Below are 22,626 nucleotides of genomic sequence, written 5' to 3' on the forward strand. Positions count from 1 at the left end.
CAGCTTGGGAGGCTTATAGGAGAAAGTCGCCGACCAGAGTTGTGACGCAATTGCCCGTCAGCTCGACCTGCTCGCCATCCATCCGGCAGCCGACATGCCCGCCGCGGGCGCTCGCCTGATAGGCTGCGAAGCTGTCGCGGCGCAGCCGCGCCGACCAATAGGGGGTCAACACGCTGTGCGCCGACCCGGTGACCGGGTCCTCGTCGATTCCCGCGCCCGGCGCGAAGGCCCGGCTGACGACGTCGGCGCCCGACGCGTCGCCCGTGCCCGGCGCCGTCGCAATATAGAGGATGTCGCCGCCCGCCTTCAGCGCGCGCAGGTCGGGTTCGAGCGCGCGGACGCTGGCGGCATCGGGATAGACGATCAGGGCATAGCCGCCGTCGTGCCATAGCGTCTCAAGGACGTCGCCGCCCATCGCGCGGATGATGTCGGGCATTGCCTTCGGCGCCGGCGGATAGGCGGGCAGGGCCATTTTATAGCCTTCGTCTTCGCCGTCGCGCGCGACGCGGAGCAGACCGGCCTTGCGGGTGCGAAACACCATGTCGTTGCGCCACGGCGCTGCCGACAGCAGCACATGGCCGCTCGCCAGCGTGGCATGGCCGCACAGCGCCACCTCGACCCCCGGGGTGAACCAGCGCAGCTCGTAATCGGCTTCGCCGCTTTCGTCGGGGATCAGGAAGGCGGTTTCGGCGAGATTGTTTTCGGCCGCGATCGCCTGCAGCAGATCGTCGGAAAGCCATTCGTCGAGCGGCATCACCGCGGCCGGATTGCCGGTGAACGGGCGGTCGGCGAAGGCGTCGACGCGGGTGATCGGCAATCGGCGTGATGCGCTCATGGGTAGAGATATCCTTTCGTCCAGCCCGCGCCCTCGCGCACGAACAGCGTGCGTTCGTGCAGGCGATGCGCGCGGTCCTGCCAAAATTCGATGCGCTCGGTCGTGACGCGCCAGCCCGACCAGCGCGGCGGGCGCGGCACGTCCTGTCCGTCGAACCGCGCCGCCATTTCGGCGAAGCGCGCTTCGAACGTCTCGCGGCTGCCCAGCGGGCGTGACTGGTCGCTCGCCCAGGCGCCAAGCTGCGAATCGCGGCCGCGCGTCGCGAAATAGGCGTCGGCGGTGGCATCGTCGACCGGCGCGACCGGCCCCTCGATGCGGATCTGGCGGCGCAACGATTTCCAGTGAAAGAGCAGCGCGACGTGCGGATTGGCCGCGAGTTCGCCGCCCTTGCGGCTGTCGAGATTGGTGTAGAAAACGAACCCGTCGGGGCCATGACCCTTCAGCAGCACCATGCGCAGCGACGGGTGTCCGTCGGCGGTTGTCGTCGCGAGCGCCATCGCGTTTGCGTCGTTGGGCTCGTTCGCTCGGGCTTCGGCGTACCAGTTGTCGAACAGGGCGAAAGGATCGGTCGTCATGCGGGCGCTTCTATCGTGCGCCTTGATCTAGTGAAAGCGCGATCATCGGCGGGAACTTGACCCTCTGCTGCGATGTTCCCACATGGCGCGCGCAATCGGGCCTTCCCGGCCAATCACTTATCGGGCTACAGAAGACATATGGCAGACCCCTATTCCACCCTCGGCGTCGCGAAGAGCGCCAGCGAAGCGGAGATCAAATCCGCCTATCGCAAGCTCGCCAAGGAATTGCATCCCGACAAGAACAAGGACAATCCGAAGGCGTCGGAAAAGTTTTCGGACGTCACCCGGGCCTACGACCTGCTTTCCGACAAGACCAAACGCGCGCAGTTCGATCGCGGCGAGATCGACGCCGATGGCAATCCGGCGATGCCGTTCGGCTATGGCGGAGGCGGCGGTTTTCGCGGCGATCCGCGCGGTCAGCAGGGTGGTTTCGGCGGCTTCGGAAATGATGGCGCCGACTTTGGCGACATCTTCGAGGGCTTGTTCGGCGGTCGCGGCGGTGGCGGCGGCGGCGGCCCGTTCGGCGGCTTCGGCGGCCGGGGCGCAGCGCCGCCGAAGGGCGCCAATGTCGCCTATCGCCTGTCGGTATCCTTCATCGATGCCGCGACGCAGGCGCCGCAGCGCATCACGCTCGCCGACGGCGGTACGATCGACCTCAAATTGCCCGCCGGCGTCGAAACCGGCACGCAGATGCGCCTCGCAGGCAAGGGGCAGCCGGGGCCCGGCGGCCATGGCGACGGCATCGTTACGATCACCGTCAAGGATCATCCCTTCTTCGTCCGCGAGGGCGCCAATATCCGCCTCGACCTGCCGGTGACACTGGGCGAGGCGGTCAATGGTGCCAAGGTCAAGGTGCCGACGGTCGACGGCCCGGTGATGCTGTCGATTCCCGCGGGATCGACCTCGGGCAAGGTGATGCGCCTCAAGGGCAAGGGCTTCAGCCAGAAGAGCGGCGGCCGCGGCGATCAGCTCGTGCGGTTGATGGTCGACCTGCCCGCCGACGACGATGCGCTGGTCAAGCTGGTCAGCGAATGGACCGACCCCCGTCCGGTGCGCGCGGAACTCGGTGTGTGATGCGTGGCTGAGCCGGCGGAAAAGAAGATCGTCGCCGCGCTCGAGCGCGAGGTTGCCGAAGAGGTCGGCAAGGAATTTCTCGCCGAAGGCCATTCGCCGCACTCGCCCGAAGCCCGCGCCGAACGCGCCAAACGGGTCAAATTGCGCGCCCGCGCCGAAGGGCTGATCCATCGCGGCCGCGAAACGCTCGGTCCCGGAACCCGCATCTTCCGGGTCGCGCGCCGCGTCGTCGTCGGCACCTATACCGACGGCTTCATCCACGCCGGCAATCTTGCCTATCTGGCGCTCATCGCGCTCTTTCCCTTCTTCATCCTGCTCGCTGCCGCGCTCAGCATCTTCGGCGGCAGCAGCGGGGGCGAGGCGGCGATCGAGGCGGTGTTCTCGACGATGCCGCCGACGGTCGCCAAGGCGCTGTCGGGGCCGATCCGCGAGGTGATGACCGCGCGTACCGGCATTTTCCTGTGGCTCGGTGCGCTCGTCGCGCTATGGACCGTGGGCAGCCTGATCGAAACGGTGCGCGACATCCTCCGCCGCGCCTATGGCACGCACTTCAGCAAGGGCTTTTTCCATTACCGGCTGCTGTCGATCGGCATCATCACCGGCGCGGTCGTGCTGATGCTGCTGTCGTTCAGCATGCAGGTGCTGATCGTCGGCGTCGAACAGTTCGTGACGCGCGTGCTGCCGGAACGTTTCCAGTCGGTCGGGATCGTGCTCATTTCCCGCGGCGTGTCGGGTTTCGGCCTGTTCCTCGCCATCTACATGCTGTTCTACAGCCTGACGCCGTCGAAATACCGTCGCCTGAAGAATTGCCCGAAATGGCCCGGGGCGCTGTTCACGACGCTCTGGTGGATCGCCGTGACGCTGGCGCTGCCGCCGCTGCTCGCCAGCCTGCTCAGCTATGACGCAACTTACGGCAGCCTCGCGGGTGTCATGATCGCGCTGTTCTTTTTCTACCTCGTCGGATTGGGTATGGTGATGGGCGCCGAACTCAACGCCGCTTTGGTAGAGGTTGAGGATTTGGGCCACGACGCTATTGGGCGCGTCGACGACATCATTATTGAAGCCAAAAAGGCCGGAGAAGAAAAATGACAGGTCTGATGAAGGGCAAGCGCGGGCTGATCATGGGCCTCGCGAACGATAAATCGCTTGCCTGGGGCATTGCCAAGGCGCTGCACGGCGCGGGTGCCGAGCTTGCGATCAGCTATCAGGGCGAAGTGATGGAAAAGCGGGTGAAGCCGCTTGCCGACCAGCTTGGCTGCGATTTCCTGATCGATTGCGACGTTGCAGACATGGACAATCTCGACGCGGCCTTCACCACGCTGGCCGCGCGCTGGCCGACGATCGACTTCGTCGTCCACGCCATCGGCTATACGAACAAGGAGGCGCTGCGCGGCCACTATGCCGATGTCACGCTCGAAGACTTTCTGATGACGATGAACATCAGCGTCTACAGCTTCACCGCGGTCGCCAAGCGCGCCGCGGCGATGATGACGCCGTTCGATCCTGAAACGGGCGCGGGCGGCGGCTCGCTGCTGACCCTCAGCTATTATGGCGCCGAAAAGGTGATCCCGCATTACAACGTCATGGGCGTCGCCAAATCGGCGCTCGAAACCAGCGTCAAATATCTCGCCAACGACTATGGCCCGCAGGGGGTGCGTGTGAACGCGATCTCGGCCGGTCCGATCAAGACGCTGGCGGCATCGGGGATCGGCGATTTCCGCCTGATCCTGAAGTGGAACGAGCATAATGCGCCGCTGCGTCGCAACGTCACGATCGACGACGTCGGCGGCTCGGCGCTCTATCTGCTCAGCGACCTTTCGGCGGGCGTCACCGGCGAAACGCACCATGTCGATGCGGGTTACCACACGGTCGGGATGAAGCAGGAAGACGCGCCGGACATCGCGCTTGCCTGACGGCCTCGTCATCCGACCCGCACGTGCGGAGGATGCCGAGGCGATCGATGGGGTGATCCGGGCGGCCTTCGCGGAGACCGAATTCGGTCATCAGGGGGAGGCGGACCTTGTGCGGATGGTGGGCGAAGACGGCGATACGCTCGTTTCGCTGGTCGCCGAAAGCGGCGGCGCGATCATCGGGCATGTGCTGTTCAGCCGCATGGATGTCGACGCCGACGGTGCCGCCCTGTCCGCGGCGGGGCTCGCGCCGGTCTCGGTTGCGCCGGCTTTCCAGCGGCGGGGCATCGGCGATGCGCTGATCCGCGCCGGGCTGGAGGTGCTCCGCGGGCAGGGCGTGACGATCAGCTTCGTTCTCGGTCACGAGGCCTATTATCCGCGCTTCGGCTATTCGCCGGACCTCGCCGCGCGCTTCGCTTCGCCCTTTGCCGGGCCGCATTTCATGGCGATGATGCTGGACTCGGACGCGGCTTGGCCGCTAGGCGGGCGCGCGGATTATGCGCCCGCATTTGGCCGGATGGGGTAAGGCGATGAGTTTCAACAGCTTCGGACGCGTTCTTCGCTTCACGACATGGGGGGAAAGCCATGGCCCCGCGCTCGGCGCCGTCGTCGACGGCTGCCCGCCGCGCCTGTCGCTCTCCGAAGCCGACATCCAGCCGTTCCTCGACAAGCGCCGTCCCGGCCAGTCGCGCCACACGACGCAGCGGCAGGAACCCGATCAGGTGCGTATCCTGTCGGGCGTGTTCGAGGGCAAGACCACCGGCACGCCGATCAGCCTGATGATCGAGAATGTCGACCAGCGGTCGAAGGATTATGGCGACATCGCGCAGGCCTATCGCCCCGGCCACGCCGATTATGCCTATGACGCCAAATACGGCATCCGCGACTATCGCGGCGGCGGGCGGTCGAGCGCGCGCGAAACCGCGGCGCGCGTCGCGGCGGGCGGCGTCGCGCGGCTGGTGATCCCCGAGGTGCAGATCCACGCATGGGTCGCCGAAATCGGCGGCGATGCGATCGATCCCGCCAACTTCGATCTCGAAGAAATTGATCGCAACCCCTTTTTCTGCCCCGATCCCGCCGCGGCGCAGCGCTGGGAAGGACTGATGGACGCCGCGCGCAAGTCGGGCAGTTCGCTGGGCGCGGTGATCGAATGCGCGGCGAGCGGGGTGCCCGCCGGCTGGGGCGCCCCCATCTATGCCAAGCTCGACAGCGACCTTGCCGCAGCGATGATGGGCATCAACGCCGTTAAAGGCGTCGAGATCGGCGCGGGTTTCACGGCAGCCCGGCTGCGCGGCGAGGAAAATGCCGACCCGATGCGCCCCGCCACCGACGGCAGCAATCGCCCCGATTTCCTGTCGAACAATGCCGGCGGCATCGCGGGCGGCATTTCGACCGGCCAGCCGGTCGTTGTCCGCGTCGCGTTCAAGCCGACCAGTTCGATCCTGACCCCCGTGCCGACGATCAACAAGGCGGGCGAGGCGACCGACATCGTCACCAAGGGGCGTCATGATCCGTGCGTCGGCATCCGCGGCGCGCCGGTGGTCGAAGCCATGATGGCGCTGGTCCTCGCCGATCACAAATTGCTGCACCGGGCCCAGTGCGGCTGATGACATGCGGCTGATGAGCTGATGGAGGCTGTTGCCCCTTTCATCGCGGAGCATAAGGCGGTGATCGGCCTGTTGGTCCTCGCCGGCATGTTCGCGGCCTTCGTCTGGGAACGCTTTTCGCCGTCGGTCGTCGCGGTCGCGGGGGCGGGCACGATGCTCGCGCTCGGCCTGCTCGACGAAAAGGGGGCCTATGGCGTCTTTTCGAACAGCGCGCCGCTCACTGTCGGCGCGATGTTTATCCTGTCGGGGGCGCTGATCCGCACGGGGGTGATCGACAAGGTCGGTAATTATGTCGTCGACCGGGCGAAACGGCATCCGCGGCTCGCCGTGATCGAAGTGTTTGGAGGCGGCCTGCTCGTATCGGGCTTCATCAACAGCACGCCGTTCGTCGTCGTCATGATGCCGGTCTGCTTCCGGCTTGCCGAGGCGCTCGGCATCTCGCCCAAGAAGCTGCTGATGCCGCTATCGGTGATCGCGGTGCTCGGCGGCTGCCTGACCTTGATCGGCACGTCGACCAACCTTGTCGTTGCGGGGATCGCGGAGCAGGCGGGGCTGGGGCGTTTCAGCCTGTTCAGCATCACGCCCTATGGCCTCGCCGTCGCGGCGGCGGGGGTGCTCGGGCTGCTCGTCATGGCGCGCTTCCTGCCGTCCGACTACCCCCGTATCGCCGAGAAGGCCGACGGCGAGCAGCAACTTTACCTCACCGAACTGGGGCTTGGCGAGAATGACCCCGCCGTCGATATGGCGCTGGAGGCAGCGAACCTTGGCGTCGCCGCGGGGCAAATCGTCGGCGTCATTGCCGGCGGGCGGCTGATCACCGGCAGCGACGCGCAGCATCACCGTCTCGTGGCGGGGAACCGGATCGTGGCGCGGCTCGATGGCGCCGCATTGATGACTTTGCGCAGCGAGGGGCGTTTCGCGATCGGCATCGGCGACGGGACCGAAGCGGGGGCAACCGTAGTCGAAGTGACGGTATCGCCCAGCCATGGCTCGATCGACCGCCCCCTCGCCGAAATTCCGTTTCTCCAGCGGCAACGTGTCCGCATCCTCGGGGTGACGCGCTTTCGCCATCTCCCTGGTCCGACGCTATCCGAAAATCGTATCCGTGCCGCCGACCGCTTGCTGATCGAGGCCGACGACCCGAACGTCGCGCAACTCCGCGACAATCCCAATTTGATCGGGCTCGCGATGGCGTCGGTGACCGCCTTCCGCCGCCGCCGCGCGTGGATTGCGATCCTTGTGATGGCGAGCGCGGTGCTGTTGTCGGCGACCGGGGTGATGTCGATCGGTATCGCCGCGTTCATCGGCGTCGGCATCGTGCTGCTCACGCGCTGTATCGACGCTTCGGAGGCGTGGGGCAGCATCGACGGCGACGTGCTGATCCTCATCTTCGCGATGCTCGCGGTCGGCGCGGCGCTCGAACAGGCGGGGTCGGTCTCGCTGATGGTCGGGGCGCTTGAACCGGTGCTGATCCACGCGCCGCAATGGATGGTGATCGCGATCGTCTATTTTTCCGCGCTGCTGCTGTCCGAACTGCTCAGCAACAACGCCGTCGCCGCGCTGATGGGGCCGCTGGTGATCGGGATTGCAGAGGCAACCGGCATCGCGCCGCAACCGTTGCTCATCGCGTTGATGCTCGGCGCATCGGCGTGCTTCGCGACCCCGGTCGGCTATCAGACGAACACGCTCGTCTATGCCGCCGGCGACTATCGTTTCATGGACTTCGTTCGTGTCGGCGTGCCGCTCAACATATTGACCGGCACCGCCGGGGTTGTCGCGCTGAGCTTCTGGACGCCCTGATCCGCCCGTTCGGCAACAGGCGATTGCCCGCCACGTAACGGGCTGTTACCCCCTCCGCATAGATCCGGCCCAGCCGGAACAGGGAGCATTTTTTCATGGCAAAACGCCTGACCTTATTCATTCTTGTCGGCATGGTGCTCGGCATTATCGCCGGCGCGATCGGGCATGCCCAGATCGGCGCCGACAAGGAAGCGGCGACGCAGATCGCCGGCTATTTCAAGATATTGCCCGACGTCTTTCTCCATCTGATCAAGATGATCATCGCGCCGCTGGTTCTCGCGACGATTGTCGCCGGCATCGCGAACATGGGCGACAGCGCGGCGCTCGGCCGCATCGGGCTCAAGTCGCTGCTCTGGTTCATCGGCGCCAGTTTCATGTCGATCACCCTCGGGCTGCTGCTCGTCAACCTGCTCCAGCCGGGCGTCGGGCTCGACCTGACGCCGACGGCGGAGATCGGCGAGGTGAAGACGTCGGCGCTCAACCTGCGCGATTTCATCCTCCACATCTTCCCCGAATCGATTTTCGGGGCGATGGCGTCGAACAATATCCTGCAGATTCTCGTCTTTTCGATCTTTGCCGGGGTGGGCCTGTCGGCGCTCGGCGATCGCGGCGCGCCGCTGCTCCGGGGTGTTGACGTGCTCGCCGAACTGATGCTGCAGGTCACCAACTATGTGATGCTGTTCGCGCCCTTCGCGGTGTTCGGCGCGCTTGCCGGCGTGATCACCGTCAACGGGCTCGGCATCCTGCTCGACTTCCTGCGGCTCATCCTCGAATTCTACCTCGGGCTGACCTTGCTGTGGATGATCCTGTTCGGGGTCGGGGCGCTTTTCCTCGGCAGGCGCATCCTGACGCTGGCGCGCTATATCGTCGAACCGTTGCTGCTCGCCTTCTCGACCGCCTCGTCGGAAGCGGCGCTGCCGAAGCTGTTCGAGCAGCTCGACCGTTTCGGCATCCCGCGCCGCGTTTCGGGTTTCGTGCTGCCGCTCGGCTACAGCTTCAACCTCGACGGTTCGATGATGTATATGAGCTTTGCGACGCTGTTCATCGCGCAGGCCTATGGCATCGACCTGTCGATCGGCACGCAGATCCTGATCCTGCTGACGCTCATGATCACGTCGAAGGGGATTGCGGGGGTGCCGCGCGCCAGCCTCGTCGTCATCACCGCGACGCTGACCCAGTTCGGCCTGCCGGTCGAAGGCGTCGCGCTGATCCTCGGCATCGACCAGTTCCTCGACATGGGCCGCTCGGCGACCAATGTCGTCGGCAATGCGGTGGCAACGTCGGTCATCGCCAAGTGGGAAGGCATGCTCGAAGTCCCGGAACCCGCCGACAAGGACTATCCGCACGCGCCAGCCCACACGTCGCATCACGGCGCGCGCGGGCTGACGCTCCAGGAGGATATGGTGAGCGACAGCAGCAAGCCTCCGGCCCGCTGACTGCCGCCGACCTGGTCGCCGTTATTGCGGACGGGTGCGATTGACCCGGTCGCCCGCGCCGCGCGCGGGCGGATCGGCGCGCGGTTGCGGTGCGGGGCGGGCCGCGGGGGCCGGACGCTGAGCGGGTGCGGGTCTTGCCTGCGCGGGCGGACGCGGTGCCGTCGCCGCACCGCCGGGCTGGCCGCCCGGACGTCCCGGCCGGACGCCATCGCCATTGCCGCGGCCTGGCCACGACGGGCGCACGCCATCGGGTCGGCCGGGCCTGCCCGGACGCCCGGGCGTTGCATCGACCGAACCGGGCGGACGAGGTCTCACGCCGTCGGGACGTCCCGGCCGTCCGGGGCGTGCCGGATTGGTCGTCGTCGGCGGACCGCCGGGGTTGCCCGCGCCGGGGCGACCCGGACGCGTGCCATGATGACCATCGTTGTCGCGATCGCCCGGCGTCCAGCCGCCAGGGCGTCCCGGCCGGCCCGGACGGCCGTCGCCATGGCCGGGGCGGCCCGGTCCATTCCAGTGGCCGTTGCCGGGACGGCCGCCATGATGGCGCCACCAGGCGCGGCGGCCACCCCAATAGTTGAGATACTGGCCGCGCAGCGGATAGCGGTGGCGGTAGCTGTCGTACATCCACGTGCCGTATCCGGGATAATAATAATCGTCGTACCAGCCGCCGCCGAAGCCGATGTTGACGAAGCCGCTGCCATAGTCCGACCCGTCATAGCAGTCGTAGCCATAGCCGTCGTCATAGGCATAGGGGTCGTAGTCGTAATAGCTGTCCGCACAGAGGTTTCCGGCCGAAGCATAGCTCGTCCCGACGTCGCCATAATAGCAGCCGCCAAGCGCTGTGGTCGCGAGCGCGCCGAGCACGATGGAGAGGGGACGCCTCAGGCTCTTGATCATCATCTTGTCCTTCAAGGGCCCAACGAACGGGCCCGCGATATTGGACACCCGATTGCACGAGTCGAGTTGAATTTGCGGTGAATGGAGTCGTATCGCCGACCAAGCGTTACTTGCATGAATGTAAGTAGTTCGATAGGCTCGCCCGGATAGACGGATACGAGGATATGACGCGATGAACGCCCCGACGAAGATCAACTGGCCCGAAGCGCGGTTCGGCCCCGAAACGCAGCACTGGCTGCCGCGCAATCCCGATGCCGCGCTCGATCATATTCCGGGCGAGGACGGGATGCCGGTCATCGGCAACACGCTCGACCAGCTTCGCGACTATCCCGCCTTCACCCGCCGCATGGTCGCCACCTATGGCCGGGTCTATCGCAACAACAGCTTCGGCGGGCGCAGCGTCGCGCTGCACGGCCCCGAGGCGAACGAACTCGTCATGTTCGACCGCGACAAGATTTTCTCGTCCGAACAGGGATGGGGGCCGGTGCTCAACCTGCTTTTCCCGCGCGGCCTCATGCTGATGGACTTCGAAAAGCACCGCGCCGACCGCAAGCTACTGTCGGTCGCCTTCAAGCCTGAACCGATGCGCCATTATGCCGACTCGCTGAACGAAGGCATCGCCCGGCGCGTCGCCGAATGGAGCGGCAAGAGCTTCAAATTCTATCCGGCGATCAAGGAACTGACGCTCGACCTTGCCGCAACCAGCTTCCTCGGCATCCCCTGGGGGCCCGAAGCGGACAAGGTCAACAAGGCGTTCGTCGACATGGTGCAGGCGTCGATCGGCATCGTCCGCGTGCCCTTGCCCTTCACCGCTATGGGGCGCGGCGCAAGGGGGCGGGCCTATCTCGTCGATTATTTCGGCCGCATGGTGCCCGAACGGCGCGAAGGCAGCGGCGAGGACATGTTCAGCCAGATTTGCCGGACGAAGGACGACAATGGCGACTATATGAGCGTCGAGGCGATCGTCGATCATATGAATTTCCTGATGATGGCGGCGCACGACACGATCACCAGCTCGGTCACCTCGCTCGTCTACATGCTCGGCAAGCATCCCGAATGGCAGGACCGGCTCCGCGAGGAGATGCTTGCGGTGGCGCCGGCGGGCGAGGGGGTCGGACACAACAGCCTCGGCGAGCTCGAAATGACCGAATGGGCGTTCAAGGAAGCGCTCCGGCTCGTGCCCCCGGTGCCGAGCTTCCCGCGCCGCGCGCTCAAGGATTTCGAATATGGCGGCTATCGCATCCCGGCCGGAACTTCGGTCGGGGTCAGCCCCGCCTTCACCCATATGATGGAAGAGCATTGGCCCGAGCCCGAAAAGTTCGATCCGATGCGCTTTTCGCCCGAGGTCGCCCGCGAGCGCCACAAATATGCATGGGTGCCGTTCGGCGGCGGCGCGCATATGTGCCTCGGGCTGCACTTCGCCTATATGCAGGCGAAAATCTTTTTCCACCATGTCGTCACGACGCACCGCATCGTCCTTCCGGACGGTTATGCCCCCGACTGGCAGGTGCTGCCGATCCCGCGGCCCAAGGATGGTCTGACGGTCACCTTCGCACCGCTCTGAGCTTGCCCGGCCGGTCGTCACGCGCCATCTGGGGCGCGTGACGAGTCTCCGCCCCTATCTCATCTGGTTCGCCGTCGCGGTGCTGCTGGCGCTCGGCGCGATCCGCGCGATGCAGTGGGTCCGCGACCATCCCGAACATGTTCGGACCGCGCGTTTCGAGCTGGCGCATCCGCAAGGCTGGGCCACGCACGCCAAGCTCGTCGGCCTGGCGGGCGACGATGCCGCCTGCTTTGCCGCTTTCGACCGCGCGAAGGCCGGGTACCTGCGGCGTCCGGCGGTCGGGCGCGGCGTGTGCCGGGCGAGCCAGCGGATGATCCTGACCGGGAACAAATTCGCGCCGACGATGCGGCCCGCGGGTGCCGCGCCGGGCTGCGCCGTGACCGCCGCGATGATCCTGTGGGACCGCGACGTCGTGCAGCCGCTCGCGCGGAAATATTTCGGCCAGAAGGTCACCGAACTCGAAAACCTCGGCAGCTATAACTGCCGCAAGATCGCCGGACGGCAGGCGCAGAGCGAGCATTCAACCGCCAATGCGATCGACATCTCGGCCTTCATTCTCGCCGACGGCACGCGCATTTCGCTGATCAACGATTGGGACGAAGGCGACAAGCGCGGCGAGTTCCTGCACGCGGTGCGCGACGGATCGTGCGGCCTGTTCAGTACCGTTCTGTCGCCCGACCACAATGCCGCGCACGCCAATCATTTCCACTTCGACATGGCGAAGCGGACGGCGGGCTGGACGATCTGCCGCTAGGTCCCGGGTTTAGACGGTGAAGCTCTCGCCGCAGCCGCACGCACCCTTGGCGTTCGGATTTTCGAACACGAAGCCGGCAGCGAAATCGTCCTCGACCCAGTCCATCGTGCTGCCGATCAGATAGAGTACCGACGCGCCGTCGATGTAGAAGGTGCCGCCGGGGGTCTCGATCTTCTCGTCGAACTTCTGCTCCTCGGTGACATAGTCGACCGAGTAAGCGAGTCCCGAACAGCCGCGGCGCGGCGTCGACAGGCGGACGCCGATCGCGCCTTCGGGCGCCGACGCCATCAGCTTCGCGATACGCTCCTCGGCATTGGCGGTCAGCGTGACCGCGGCGCGGCGAGCGCGGGTTTTTACGTCGGTCATCACAGCATCCCCAGTTCGAGGCGCGCTTCGTCGCTCATATTCTCGGGGCTCCACGGCGGATCCCAGACGAGATTAACCTCGGCATCGCCGACCCCGGGGACCGCGCCGACACGCAGTTCGACTTCGGCGGGCATCGATTCCGCGACGGGGCAATGCGGCGTCGTCAGCGTCATGGTGACGAGGACATGCCCTTCGTCGATCTCGACATTATAGATGAGGCCGAGGTCGTAGATATTCACCGGGATTTCGGGATCGTAAATATCCTTCAGCGCATTGACCACGGCTTCATACAGGTCGCCGCCGACCGCACCGGGCGCAACCTCTGCGGGTTTCGCCGCGAGAAAGCCTTCCAGATAGTCGCGCTTGCGCTCGAGCTTCTCGGGTGCGCTCTCGACGTCCTCGACGCGCGCCTTGGGCGGCGCTTCGACGCTCGTGACTTCTTCCACCTTGATCATGCGATCCTCGCTCATCCGAAAATCCTCTCGACGCGGGCGAGGCCGTCGATCAGCGCCGCCACATCGTCGTCATTGTTGTACACACCGAAGCTCGCGCGCGCGGTCGCCGGAACGCCGAGCTGCTCCATCAGCGGCTGCGCGCAATGGTGCCCGGCGCGGATCGCGACCCCGCTTTCGTCCAAGATAGTGCCGATATCGTGCGGATGAACCCCCGCCATCGCAAAGCTGACGATTCCAGCACTGTTTTCAGGGCCATAGAGCGTAATGCTGTTCTTGCGGGCAAGGGCTTCGCGTAACCTATTGACCAGAGCGACCTCGTGCGCGTGGATCGCGTCGATGCCGATCGCTTCGACATAATCGACCGCCGCCGCCAGCCCGATCGCCTCGACGATCGCGGGGGTGCCCGCCTCGAAACGCGTTGGGGCGGGGGCGTAGGTCGTCCGCTCGAAGGTCACGCGGTCGATCATCGACCCGCCGCCCTGCCAAGGCGGCAGCATGTCGAGCTTGTCGCTCCACAGCACACCGACGCCGGTGGGGCCATAGAGCTTGTGGCCCGAGAAGGCGTAATAGTCGCAGCCCAATGCCGCGACGTCGACGGGCAGGCGCGGCACCGCCTGACAGCCGTCGATCAGCAGCTCGGCGCCGACCCGGTGCGCGAGGTCTGCCGCGCGCGCGACGTCGAGTGGGCTGCCGAGCACGTTCGAGACATGCGCGAAGGCGACCATCGTGTGTTCGGGGGTGAGCAGCTTTTCGGCGGCATCGAGGTCGATGCAGCCGTCGGCGGTCAGCGGGCAGACGTCGACCTGCCAGCCCGCGAGCTGCCAGGGGACGATATTGCTGTGATGTTCGAGCACCGACAGCAGCACGCGGCCTTTGCGCGGGTGCGAGTAGGCGACGAGGTTGATCGCCTCGGTCGCGCCGCGCACGAAGGTCACGTCATTCTCGCGCGCGCCGATAAACGCCGCGATCCGCCGCCGCGCCGCCTCGTAAGCGAGCGTCATATCGGCCGAGCGCGCATAGACGCCGCGGTGGACGGTCGCATAGTCGCGGCCCATCGCATTGACGGTCGCGTCAATCACTGCCTGCGGCTTCTGCGCGGTCGCGGCGGTGTCGAGATAGTGCCAGCCGGGCGTCAGGCCGGGGAAGTCAGACCTTATGTCCCCCTCCCGCTTGCGGGAGGGGTTAGGGGAGGGCATGTTCCGGTTCAGGCCATCGACAGGCCCTCCCCCGACCCCTCCCGCAAGCGGGAGGGGAGAAGAGATGTCGGCGCTGCTCACACCAATTCCCCCAGTTTCGCGAGCGCGAGCGCCTGCAACTGCTCTTCATCCTCGGCGCCGTCGAATACGCCCGCGACGAAGGCCTGCAGCAAAATCTTCTTCGCTTCGGCGGGCGGCAGGCCGCGCGACTGGAGATAATAGAGGCTCATCGCGTCGAGTTCGCCGATCGCGCAGCCGTGCGCACATTTGACGTCGTCGGCGAAGATTTCGAGTTCGGGCTTGGCGTTGGCGGTCGCGCTGCGGTCGAGCAGCATCGCCTTCACATCCTGTTCGCTGTCGGTCTGCTGGGCATCGCGCGCGACGGCGACCTTGCCGAGATAGGTGCCGGTGGCGGTGCCGCCGAGGACCGAACGCACCATCTGCCGTGACGTAGCGCCGGGTTCGGCGTGGGTGACGGTGGTGACGATCTCGAGATTCTGCTCGCCGCCGCCGATCTGCGCCGCGCCGAGATGGAAGTCGGCGCCTTCGTGCAGCGTCACGGCGAGTTCGATGCGGCCATAGGCGCCGCCGATGTTGAGGATGTGCAGTTGGGCGACCGCACCCTTACCAAGGGTGAGGGTGATCTGGCGAATGTCGCCTTCGTCCTGAATGATCGCACGCGAGAAATTGCCGCCCGCGGGCACCATGATGCTTTCGGGTGCGGGCAGCGGCCACGCCGCCGCCACCGCGTCGATATCGCTATAGCGCCACGCTTCGTCGCGGCGGGTGGGGAGGGCGGTAACGGTCAAGCCGCGATCTCCGCATAGCCTTCGCGTTCGAGTTCGAGCGCGAGTTCGGGGCCGCCCGACTTGACGATGCGGCCGGCGGCGAGGACGTGGACGAAATCGGGCTGCACATAGTCGAGCAGGCGCTGATAATGGGTGATCAGCAGCACCGCCTTGTCGGGGCGGCGCATGATCGCGTTGATCCCGTCGCCGACCACGCGCAGCGCGTCGATGTCGAGGCCGCTGTCGGTCTCGTCGAGGATCGCCAGCTTGGGATCGAGGATGCCCATCTGCACCATCTCGTTGCGCTTCTTCTCGCCGCCCGAAAAGCCGACGTTCACTGGACGCTTGAGCATGTCCATGTCGAGCTTGAGCAGCCCCGCCTTCTCTCGCGCGAGCTTCAGGAAGTCGCCGCCCGAGAGCGGTTCCTCGCCGCGCGCCTTGCGCTGGGCGTTGAGGCTTTCGCGGAGGAACTGGACGTTCGATACGCCGGGGATCTCGACCGGATACTGGAAGCCGAGGAACAGGCCCGCCGCGGCGCGCTCGTGCGGGTCCATGTCGAGCAGGTCCTGCCCGTCGAAGGTCGCCGAACCGTCGGTGACCTCATAGCCGGGGCGCCCGCCGAGGACATAGGACAGCGTCGACTTGCCCGCGCCGTTGGGACCCATGATCGCATGGATTTCGCCCGCGTTGATGCTGAGCGACAGGCCCTTCAGGATCGGCTTGTCGGCGACGGTGGCGTGGAGGTTTTCAATTTTGAGCATTTTGTTTTTTCATCCACTCGGCGGTTTCTTTAGCGATTTTCACATGCGACGCGTCTTCGGTATCAAAAGTATCGTCGATCGAGGCTTTGCGCTTCTCGGCGTCTTCCCAACCGATGGTCTTGCTCAAGGCGATATCGGCGTCGATGATCGATTTCGCACGTACGTCTTTGCACCGCTCGATGTCCTTGTGCGCTTGGTGGGCGATCTCGGAAAAATTGTAGAAGGTGACTTTTCCGAGCTTTGCATCGAGACATTCCGAATAGGCTTCCAGCATCGGCCGGACAGGCGGTTCCATGCCGACGTCGATCCCCGTCGGATATCCGAGTGCCCGCGCTTCCTCGGCAGTCTGAGGGGGTTTGTGGGATTCCGTCCCCATGGCGAGCATGGTCAGCACGATCGTTGCAGGAAAAAGCATCACCCCACGCTCCCCTCAAGGCTGATCCCCAGCAATTTCTGGGCTTCGACGGCAAACTCCATCGGCAGTTGTTGCAACACTTCCTTCGCGAAACCGTTGACGATCAGCGCCACCGCCTCTTCCTGCCCCAGCCCGCGCTGCATCGCGTAGAAGAGCTGGTCGTCGCTGATCTTGCTCGTTGTCGCTTCATGCTCGACCGTCGCGCTCGGGTTGCGGACTTCGATATAGGGGACGGTGTGGGCGCCGCAGGTGCTTCCCAGAAGCAGGCTGTCGCACTGGGTGAAGTTGCGCACACCCTCGGCATTGGGCGCGACGCGGACGATGCCGCGGTAGGTGTTGTTCGACTTGCCCGCGCTGATTCCCTTGCTGACGATGGTCGAGCGCGTGCGCTTGCCATTGTGGATCATCTTGGTGCCGGTGTCGGCCTGCTGGTAATTGTTCGTCACCGCGACCGAATAAAATTCGCCGACGCTGTCGTCGCCGTTGAGCACGCAGCTCGGATATTTCCACGTGATCGCCGAGCCGGTCTCGACCTGCGTCCACGACACCTTGCTGCGCTTGCCCTGGCACAGCGCGCGCTTGGTCACGAAATTATAGATGCCGCCCAGACCCTCGGCATTGCCCGGATACCAGTTCTGGACGGTGCTGTACTTGATCTCGGCATCGTCGAGCGCAACCAGTTCGACCACTGCGGCATGAAGCTGGTTCTCGTCGCGCATCGGCGCGGTGCAGCCTTCGAGATAGGACACATATGCGCCCTTGTCGGCGACGATCAGCGTCCGCTCGAACTGCCCGGTATTCTCGGCATTGATGCGGAAATAGGTGCTGAGCTCCATCGGGCAACGCACACCCTCGGGCACATAGACGAACGTCCCGTCGGAGAAGACCGCGCAGTTGAGCGTCGCGAAATAATTGTCGTGCATCGGCACGACCTTGCCGAGCCACTTCTTCACCAGCTCGGGATATTCGCGGATGGCTTCCGAAATCGACAGGAAGATCACGCCCGCGCGCTTCAGTTCCTCGCGGAAGGTCGTCGCGACGCTGACGCTGTCGAACACCGCGTCGACCGCGACCTTGCGCGCGCCCTCGACCCCGGCGAGCACCTTCTGCTCCTCGATCGGAATGCCGAGCTTCTTGTAGACTTCGAGGATCTCGGGATCGACCTCGTCGAGGCTGGAGAGCTTCGGCTTCGCCTTGGGCGCCGCGTAATAGTAGGCGTCCTGATAGTCGATCGGCGGGACGTTGAGCTTCGCCCAGTCAGGCGTCTCCATCGTCTGCCAGTGGCGGAACGCCTTCAGCCGCCAGTCGAGCATCCATTCGGGCTCGTTCTTCTTCGCCGAAATAAAGCGGACCGTATCCTCGGTCAGCCCCTTGGGCGCGAAGTCGGTCTCGATGGCCGAGGACCAGCCATGCTCATAATCGGCGACTTTGGCGGCGGCGTCGTGCGCGGCCTGATCCTTGAGGGGGGTATCGGTGCTGTCGGTCATACTCTGATCTCGTCGCCGGCCAGCGCCGGGGCAGGCCGGGTGAATGTCGGTTTCGGTGCGGCGGCAAGGCTCGCGAGGCTGATCTGCGCCAGTGCGCCGCGCACGGCGCCGTTCACGACGCCCCAGTGCGGCTGGACCTTGCAACTGCCCTCGAGCGAGCAGTCGTGCCGCCCTTCGGACACGCAGGACGTGAGCGCGATCGGTCCCTCGACCGCTTCGATGATATCGGCGACGCTGATCGCCGCCGCGGGCCGCGCGAGGCGCACCCCGCCGCCGCTGCCGCGCGAGGCGACGAGCAGCCCGGCGCGGGCGAGCCCGCTTACCAGCTTCTGCGCGGTCGGTCCGGGAATTCCCGTCTGCTCGGCGAGCATGCCGGCGTGAATCGGCACCGACCCGCACTGGCGGGCGGCGGCACTCATCAGCACCACGGCATAATCGGCAAGGTTCGACAGGCGCATTTTTGCGAACGATTCTTAACTGGAGTAAATTACTCCACTTATATAGGCCAGCCCTTTGTGCGGCGCAACCAAGGGGCGCTATATGCCGCCCAAGAAAAAAGGCACCCACCCGGCCGGGAGCCGAATGAGTGCCAAGATGAAGGTCTCGTCCTCGCGAGGAGGATGAGCTCTTCTGGGTCGCAAGGCTGGATTATGCCCGCGGGCCGATTCGCGATTGTACGAAAACGCCAAAACGACGGCGGGCGCGATTTTCGTGGTTAACGGCGCGGTGCGGGGTGCGGCGTCAGGTTTCGGAGACGAGCGGGCTGACCTTGCCGGCCAGTTCCTTGCGGCCGCGCGTCGTCGCTTCGGTATAGCGCGACGGCTTGCCGAGCTGCCCCGGCGTGGCGCCGGCAAAGCGCTTGATCTCGCGGATCAGGTGCGACTGGTCGTAAAAGGCGTCGCCGAGCGCCGCGGCATCGAGCCCTTCGCCGCGCGCCAGCGCTGACGCCGCCCGGACGGCGCGATATTTGCGCGCCAGCATGCGCGGCGACAGGCCGTAATAATGTTTGGTCATCCGCTCGACCGAGCGGATCGACATGCCCGTCGCGTCGACCAGTTCGGGAACCTGCGGCGACGCGCTTTCGGTCAGCCAGCGGTCGACAGTGCGGATGAACCACATCGGCGCGGGCTCGTTGCGTTTCAGGATTTCGCGGACGAAATTATTGCCGATCACCAGTTGTTCGGCGGCGTCGGCGGCATTTTCGAGTGCGGCGGCGACTTCGCCGATCCAGTCGCCGAACAGGTCGGCGGCGTCGATCGCGCGGTCGGTGAGCTTTTCGGCGTCGTCGCCCATCAGCGCGGCCCAGCCCGCGGGGAGCATGCCGAAGCCGAACATGCGCGTCGGGCAATTGCTGATCGCGCGCACCCGGCCGCTCGTCGGGCCGACGATATTGGCGTTGCAGACCTGCGACCGGTGGCCGTCGGCGAAGACATATTCGCCGTCGGCGGCGGTCACGAAACGGAATTGCGGGCGGTCGGCGCGCTCATATTCGTCGAAGCGCGGCATGTTGACGCGCGCAGCGTAAAAGCTCGACACCATGTCCGCCAGATCGGGATCGGGCGGAAAATAATGCAGTTCGAACGGCGCTTCGCCGCTTACGTCCCCTGACGAGGAAATATTATCCGACATGACGAGACCGACCCCATCGGCAGCTTTTTTGCCGCCTGTTTATGCCGGATATAATTTTCCTTTCACCGCGGCGCGTCAAGCCGCAATTTATTTATCGTGGGCTAGCCCTTCTGCGTGGCAATCCACGCGTCGACGCGGCGCTCCAATATGTCGAGCGGCACCGGTCCCGATTCGAGCACGACGTCGTGAAACGCGCGGATGTCGAACCGGTCGCCGAGCGCCGCCTGCGCGCGGCCGCGAAGTTCCATGATCTTGAGCTTGCCGATCAGATAGGCGGTCGCCTGCCCCGGATAGACGATATAGCGCTCGATCGCCTTTTCGATGTCGCCTTGCGGGTTCGGCGTATTGTCCTTGAGATACTGGATCGCCTGCTCGCGGCTCCAGCGCTTGTCGTGGATGCCGGTGTCGACGACAAGCCGGCACGCGCGCCACAGCTCCATCCCCAGCCGGCCGAAATCGCTGTAGGGATCGGTATAGAAGCCCATGTCCTTGGCGAGTTCCTCCGAATAGAGGCCCCAGCCCTCGGTATAGGCGGTGAAGCCGCCGAAGCGGCGGAAGGGCGGCAGGCCGGTGAGTTCGGTCTGCACCGCGCGCTGGAGGTGATGGCCGGGAACCCCCTCATGATAGGCGAGCGCCTCAAGCTCGGTCTTCGACATGTCGCGGAGGTCATAGAGATTCACATAATAGGTGCCGGGACGCGACCCGTCGGGTGAGGGCGACTGGTAGAAGGCCTTGCCGGCCGATTTTTCGCGAAACGCCTCGACCGCCTTCACCTGCAGCGGCGCCTTGGGCAGCATGTTGAAGAAGGCCGGAAGCCGCGCCTCCATCGCCTTCACCTTCGCATCGACCTCGGCCAGATAAGCTTCGCGGGTGGTGTAATAATATTGCGGGCTGTCGCGCAGATGCGCGAAGAATTGCTGTAGCGTGCCCTTGAAGCCGACCTGCGCCATGATTTTCTTCATTTCGCCGTGGATGCGCGCGACTTCGGACAGGCCTAGATCGTGGATTTGCGCGGCGGTCATGTCGGTCGTGGTGTAATTCGCCAGCAGCGCGGCATAATAGGCGCCGCCGTCCGGCATCCGCCATACGCCGTCCTCGGTCGGCGCGCTTGCCTGCTGGCGCTGCATTTCGGCGCGCAGCCGTTCATAGGCGGGGCCAGCGCTTTCGCGCCACGCCGCCCCGGCTGCGGCGACGAGGCGCGTCTTTTCCGCCGGAGCAATGTCCAGCTTGCCGACCTTGGCGGCGAGGTCCTCCACCACGGCATTGTCGGGTTTGAGCAGATTGCCGATGTCCGAAATCACATAGGCATAGACCCATTTGGGCGGCTGCAGACCCTTGGCGGCGCGCTCCGCCGACTGCGCGGTCAGCGAATCGAGCACCGGGCCGAGGCCGCGGATTCGTTCGACATAGGCCTCGGCCTCGGCGACGTTCGACACGCGGTGGATGTTGATCAGGAAGGCGGGAAGCCGGCTCTGCGCGCCGTTCATCTGGTCGAAGAGATAGCCGTGGTCGCGAAAAGCGAACAGGCGGTCGGCGCGCTCGGCCTGCGCATTGAACAGCTCGAACGACAGCGCGTCCTCGGTCGACAGCCGGGCGGGGTCGAAACTGCCGCGCATCGCCTCCGCCGTCGCCTGCTGCAGCTTGTGCGTCGCGACCTCGCTTTCGTCGCTCGGGTCGTCCCATTTGCCATAGTCGGCGTCGCGAATGCCGCGATATGCCTTGCCCTGCGGCGAGAGCGAAAGCTGCGCCGCGTCATATTTGTCGAAGAATTCGGCGAGCCCGGCTCCGGCGGGCGGATCGGCGGGGGCAGGGGCGGCGGGCGCCGTTGCCACGGGATCGGCAGTAGCCGACGCGCATCCCGCGAGCGCAAGGACGAGCAGGCCGCTGGACAGCCTGGCGGCAAGGCGAAGGTGCGACACCATTTTTCTCCCCGGTTTCCGGTACTTCATTCTGACCCGCCGAAGGGCTTGCCATAGGCTCCGGTCCGGCGCAATGGCGGGCCATGTCGCTCTTCGCCTCTGCCGCCGATGCCGCCTATGCGCTCGTTCGTCCGCTCGTCCATGCGACCGACGGCGAAGCCGCGCACAATCTGACCCTGAACGCGCTCCAGCCGCTGCCGCGTGCCCGTCACGCGCTGACCAGCCCGGCGCTGGCGACCGAGCTCGCCGGTTTGCACTTCCCCAATCCGGTCGGGCTCGCGCCGGGGTTCGACAAGGATGCACGCGTCGCCCATGCGATGCCGCATTTCGGTTTCGGCTTCGTCGAGGTTGGCACGCTGACGCCGCTGCCGCAGGACGGCAATCCGCGCCCGCGGCTGTTCCGCCTCGTCGAAGACGGCGCGGTGATCAATCGCATGGGCTTCAACAATGGCGGTCAGGAAAAGGCGGCGGAGCGGATCGTCTGCCTGCGCCGGTTCGGGTTGCCCGTACCGCTCGGCATCAACATCGGCGCCAACAAGGATAGCGCCGACCGCATCGCCGACTATGCCAAGGGCACGGCGGCGATGGCACCGCTCGCCGACTATCTGACGGTCAATATCAGCTCGCCGAACACGCCGGGCCTCCGCGCGCTGCAGGATCGCGGCGCGCTCGAGGCGTTGCTCGACGGCGTCGCCGCGGCGCAGTCCGCAGACGGCGCGAGGCCGGTATTCCTCAAGGTCGCGCCCGATCTCGAACCCGCCGACATCGACGACATCGTTGCCGTCGCCTTCGACAAGGGGCTGGCGGCGGTGATCGTATCGAACACGACGATCGAGCGGCCGGCGCTCGCCTCGCGCCATGCGGGCGAAGCGGGCGGGCTGTCGGGTGCTCCGCTGGCAGGCCTCGCGCTCCAGCGGGTCCGCGATTTCCGGAGCGCCAGCGGCGGCAAGCTGCCGCTCGTGGCCGCAGGCGGCATTGCTTCGGCCGAACAGGCGTGGGAACGGATTCGTGCGGGGGCCAGCCTGATCCAGATCTATTCGGCGATGGTCTATGAAGGACCGGGGCTCGCGGGGCGCATCGCGCGCGGGCTCGAAACGCTCGCGGCGCGCGATGGCTTTACGCGGGTCGCCGATGCGGTGGGGACGTCCGCCTGATCCG

23 protein-coding genes are annotated in these 22,626 nt (G+C 65.6%); 10 read left to right on the top strand and 13 right to left on the bottom strand.

Translation table 11 applies throughout. The features are described from left to right. Positions 1–13 precede the first annotated feature (13 nt). Complete coding sequence (locus LH19_RS03230; protein WP_054724886.1) at positions 14–835, bottom strand: PhzF family phenazine biosynthesis protein; 822 nt, start codon at positions 833–835, stop codon at positions 14–16. After that, the gene (pdxH, locus tag LH19_RS03235) at positions 832–1,410 is read right to left on the bottom strand and encodes a pyridoxamine 5'-phosphate oxidase (RefSeq protein ID WP_054724888.1); all 579 of its coding nucleotides are present in this window, start codon (positions 1,408–1,410) and stop codon (positions 832–834) included. The genes LH19_RS03230 and pdxH overlap by 4 nt, the downstream gene beginning before the upstream one ends. A gap of 138 nt (positions 1,411–1,548) precedes the next feature. On the opposite strand from pdxH, the gene LH19_RS03240 reads away from it, so the two are divergent. The 7 genes from LH19_RS03240 (at position 1,549) to LH19_RS03270 (ending at position 9,237) form a co-directional block, all read left to right on the top strand. Beyond that, positions 1,549–2,484 (top strand): DnaJ C-terminal domain-containing protein, encoded by a 936-nt coding sequence (locus LH19_RS03240; protein ID WP_054724891.1) that lies wholly within the window; start codon positions 1,549–1,551, stop codon positions 2,482–2,484. A gap of 3 nt (positions 2,485–2,487) precedes the next feature. Then, positions 2,488–3,573: a YihY/virulence factor BrkB family protein gene (locus LH19_RS03245; RefSeq protein WP_054724893.1), complete on the top strand. Its 1,086-nt coding sequence runs from the start codon at positions 2,488–2,490 to the stop codon at positions 3,571–3,573. Continuing rightward, a complete protein-coding gene (locus LH19_RS03250) occupies positions 3,570–4,397 on the top strand; it encodes an SDR family oxidoreductase (RefSeq protein WP_054724895.1) in 828 nt (275 codons plus the stop codon). The genes LH19_RS03245 and LH19_RS03250 overlap by 4 nt, the downstream gene beginning before the upstream one ends. Further along, positions 4,390–4,920, top strand: coding sequence for a GNAT family N-acetyltransferase (locus tag LH19_RS03255; RefSeq protein ID WP_054724897.1), 531 nt, complete (start codon positions 4,390–4,392; stop codon positions 4,918–4,920). The genes LH19_RS03250 and LH19_RS03255 overlap by 8 nt, the downstream gene beginning before the upstream one ends. Before the next feature lie 4 nt (positions 4,921–4,924). Then, positions 4,925–6,001, top strand: a complete 1,077-nt coding sequence (aroC, locus tag LH19_RS03260; protein WP_054724899.1) for a chorismate synthase — start codon at positions 4,925–4,927, stop codon at positions 5,999–6,001. 21 nt (positions 6,002–6,022) lie between these two features. Continuing rightward, complete coding sequence (locus tag LH19_RS03265; RefSeq protein ID WP_054724901.1) at positions 6,023–7,801, top strand: SLC13 family permease; 1,779 nt, start codon at positions 6,023–6,025, stop codon at positions 7,799–7,801. A gap of 95 nt (positions 7,802–7,896) precedes the next feature. Beyond that, a complete protein-coding gene (locus tag LH19_RS03270) occupies positions 7,897–9,237 on the top strand; it encodes a dicarboxylate/amino acid:cation symporter (RefSeq protein WP_054724904.1) in 1,341 nt (446 codons plus the stop codon). Between the two features lie 21 nt (positions 9,238–9,258). Here the strand turns inward: LH19_RS03270 and LH19_RS03275 are convergent, their stop codons facing one another. Beyond that, entirely contained in the window at positions 9,259–10,137 is an 879-nt protein-coding gene (locus LH19_RS03275; protein ID WP_234716068.1) for a peptidase, read from the bottom strand. Positions 10,138–10,306: 169 nt separating this feature from the next. Between LH19_RS03275 and LH19_RS03280 the strand changes: the two genes are divergently transcribed. Together LH19_RS03280 and LH19_RS03285 are read left to right on the top strand one after the other, a co-directional pair. Then, the gene (locus tag LH19_RS03280) at positions 10,307–11,698 is read left to right on the top strand and encodes a cytochrome P450 (protein WP_054724909.1); all 1,392 of its coding nucleotides are present in this window, start codon (positions 10,307–10,309) and stop codon (positions 11,696–11,698) included. 37 nt (positions 11,699–11,735) lie between these two features. Next, positions 11,736–12,452, top strand: a complete 717-nt coding sequence (locus LH19_RS03285) for an extensin-like domain-containing protein (protein WP_234716069.1) — start codon at positions 11,736–11,738, stop codon at positions 12,450–12,452. 9 nt (positions 12,453–12,461) lie between these two features. On the opposite strand, the gene LH19_RS03290 is transcribed toward LH19_RS03285, so the two are convergent. From LH19_RS03290 to LH19_RS03335, 10 genes are all read right to left on the bottom strand, one after another. Next, positions 12,462–12,818 (bottom strand): HesB/IscA family protein, encoded by a 357-nt coding sequence (locus tag LH19_RS03290; RefSeq protein WP_054732937.1) that lies wholly within the window; start codon positions 12,816–12,818, stop codon positions 12,462–12,464. Next, entirely contained in the window at positions 12,818–13,288 is a 471-nt protein-coding gene (locus tag LH19_RS03295) for an SUF system Fe-S cluster assembly protein (protein ID WP_054724913.1), read from the bottom strand. Before LH19_RS03295 ends, LH19_RS03290 begins: the two co-directional genes overlap by 1 nt. Beyond that, positions 13,285–14,469 (bottom strand): aminotransferase class V-fold PLP-dependent enzyme, encoded by a 1,185-nt coding sequence (locus LH19_RS03300; RefSeq protein ID WP_145923335.1) that lies wholly within the window; start codon positions 14,467–14,469, stop codon positions 13,285–13,287. The genes LH19_RS03295 and LH19_RS03300 overlap by 4 nt, the downstream gene beginning before the upstream one ends. Positions 14,470–14,546: 77 nt before the next feature. Further along, positions 14,547–15,278 (bottom strand): SufD family Fe-S cluster assembly protein, encoded by a 732-nt coding sequence (locus LH19_RS03305; protein WP_054724915.1) that lies wholly within the window; start codon positions 15,276–15,278, stop codon positions 14,547–14,549. Beyond that, a complete protein-coding gene (gene sufC, locus LH19_RS03310; protein WP_054724917.1) occupies positions 15,275–16,018 on the bottom strand; it encodes a Fe-S cluster assembly ATPase SufC in 744 nt (247 codons plus the stop codon). Before sufC ends, LH19_RS03305 begins: the two co-directional genes overlap by 4 nt. Further along, positions 16,005–16,433 carry a hypothetical protein gene (locus LH19_RS03315; protein ID WP_054724919.1) on the bottom strand — a complete coding sequence of 143 codons (429 nt, stop codon included), beginning with the start codon at positions 16,431–16,433 and terminating at the stop codon, positions 16,005–16,007. The genes sufC and LH19_RS03315 overlap by 14 nt, the downstream gene beginning before the upstream one ends. Beyond that, on the bottom strand, positions 16,433–17,920 hold the full coding sequence (gene sufB, locus LH19_RS03320; protein WP_054724921.1) for a Fe-S cluster assembly protein SufB: 1,488 nt from the start codon (positions 17,918–17,920) through the stop codon (positions 16,433–16,435). The genes LH19_RS03315 and sufB overlap by 1 nt, the downstream gene beginning before the upstream one ends. Further along, positions 17,917–18,378: an SUF system Fe-S cluster assembly regulator gene (locus tag LH19_RS03325; RefSeq protein WP_054724923.1), complete on the bottom strand. Its 462-nt coding sequence runs from the start codon at positions 18,376–18,378 to the stop codon at positions 17,917–17,919. The genes sufB and LH19_RS03325 overlap by 4 nt, the downstream gene beginning before the upstream one ends. Before the next feature lie 283 nt (positions 18,379–18,661). Next, positions 18,662–19,549 carry an AraC family transcriptional regulator gene (locus tag LH19_RS03330; protein ID WP_054724925.1) on the bottom strand — a complete coding sequence of 296 codons (888 nt, stop codon included), beginning with the start codon at positions 19,547–19,549 and terminating at the stop codon, positions 18,662–18,664. 101 nt (positions 19,550–19,650) lie between these two features. Further along, entirely contained in the window at positions 19,651–21,471 is a 1,821-nt protein-coding gene (locus LH19_RS03335) for a DUF885 domain-containing protein (RefSeq protein ID WP_054724927.1), read from the bottom strand. An 80-nt stretch (positions 21,472–21,551) separates the two neighbouring features. Between LH19_RS03335 and LH19_RS03340 the strand changes: the two genes are divergently transcribed. Beyond that, entirely contained in the window at positions 21,552–22,622 is a 1,071-nt protein-coding gene (locus tag LH19_RS03340) for a quinone-dependent dihydroorotate dehydrogenase (protein ID WP_054724929.1), read from the top strand. Positions 22,623–22,626: the final 4 nt, after the last annotated feature.

Origin of the sequence: Sphingopyxis macrogoltabida (assembly GCF_001314325.1) — a bacterium.
GTDB classification, from domain to species: domain Bacteria; phylum Pseudomonadota; class Alphaproteobacteria; order Sphingomonadales; family Sphingomonadaceae; genus Sphingopyxis; species Sphingopyxis macrogoltabida.

Bases quoted from the DNA above. Each gene is read 5' to 3' on its own strand.
- LH19_RS03230 (WP_054724886.1), bottom strand. From the start codon at position 835: ATGAGCGCATCACGCCGATTGCCGATCACCCGCGTCGACGCCTTCGCC.
- pdxH (WP_054724888.1), bottom strand. From the start codon at position 1,410: ATGACGACCGATCCTTTCGCCCTGTTCGACAACTGGTACGCCGAAGCC.
- LH19_RS03240 (WP_054724891.1), top strand. From the start codon at position 1,549: ATGGCAGACCCCTATTCCACCCTCGGCGTCGCGAAGAGCGCCAGCGAA.
- LH19_RS03250 (WP_054724895.1), top strand. From the start codon at position 3,570: ATGACAGGTCTGATGAAGGGCAAGCGCGGGCTGATCATGGGCCTCGCG.
- aroC (WP_054724899.1), top strand. From the start codon at position 4,925: ATGAGTTTCAACAGCTTCGGACGCGTTCTTCGCTTCACGACATGGGGG.
- LH19_RS03265 (WP_054724901.1), top strand. From the start codon at position 6,023: ATGGAGGCTGTTGCCCCTTTCATCGCGGAGCATAAGGCGGTGATCGGC.
- LH19_RS03270 (WP_054724904.1), top strand. From the start codon at position 7,897: ATGGCAAAACGCCTGACCTTATTCATTCTTGTCGGCATGGTGCTCGGC.
- LH19_RS03275 (WP_234716068.1), bottom strand. From the start codon at position 10,137: ATGATGATCAAGAGCCTGAGGCGTCCCCTCTCCATCGTGCTCGGCGCG.
- LH19_RS03280 (WP_054724909.1), top strand. From the start codon at position 10,307: ATGAACGCCCCGACGAAGATCAACTGGCCCGAAGCGCGGTTCGGCCCC.
- LH19_RS03290 (WP_054732937.1), bottom strand. From the start codon at position 12,818: ATGACCGACGTAAAAACCCGCGCTCGCCGCGCCGCGGTCACGCTGACC.
- LH19_RS03295 (WP_054724913.1), bottom strand. From the start codon at position 13,288: ATGAGCGAGGATCGCATGATCAAGGTGGAAGAAGTCACGAGCGTCGAA.
- LH19_RS03300 (WP_145923335.1), bottom strand. From the start codon at position 14,469: ATGCCCTCCCCTAACCCCTCCCGCAAGCGGGAGGGGGACATAAGGTCT.
- sufC (WP_054724917.1), bottom strand. From the start codon at position 16,018: ATGCTCAAAATTGAAAACCTCCACGCCACCGTCGCCGACAAGCCGATC.
- LH19_RS03315 (WP_054724919.1), bottom strand. From the start codon at position 16,433: ATGCTTTTTCCTGCAACGATCGTGCTGACCATGCTCGCCATGGGGACG.
- sufB (WP_054724921.1), bottom strand. From the start codon at position 17,920: ATGACCGACAGCACCGATACCCCCCTCAAGGATCAGGCCGCGCACGAC.
- LH19_RS03325 (WP_054724923.1), bottom strand. From the start codon at position 18,378: ATGCGCCTGTCGAACCTTGCCGATTATGCCGTGGTGCTGATGAGTGCC.
- LH19_RS03330 (WP_054724925.1), bottom strand. From the start codon at position 19,549: ATGTCGGATAATATTTCCTCGTCAGGGGACGTAAGCGGCGAAGCGCCG.
- LH19_RS03335 (WP_054724927.1), bottom strand. From the start codon at position 21,471: ATGGTGTCGCACCTTCGCCTTGCCGCCAGGCTGTCCAGCGGCCTGCTC.
- LH19_RS03340 (WP_054724929.1), top strand. From the start codon at position 21,552: ATGTCGCTCTTCGCCTCTGCCGCCGATGCCGCCTATGCGCTCGTTCGT.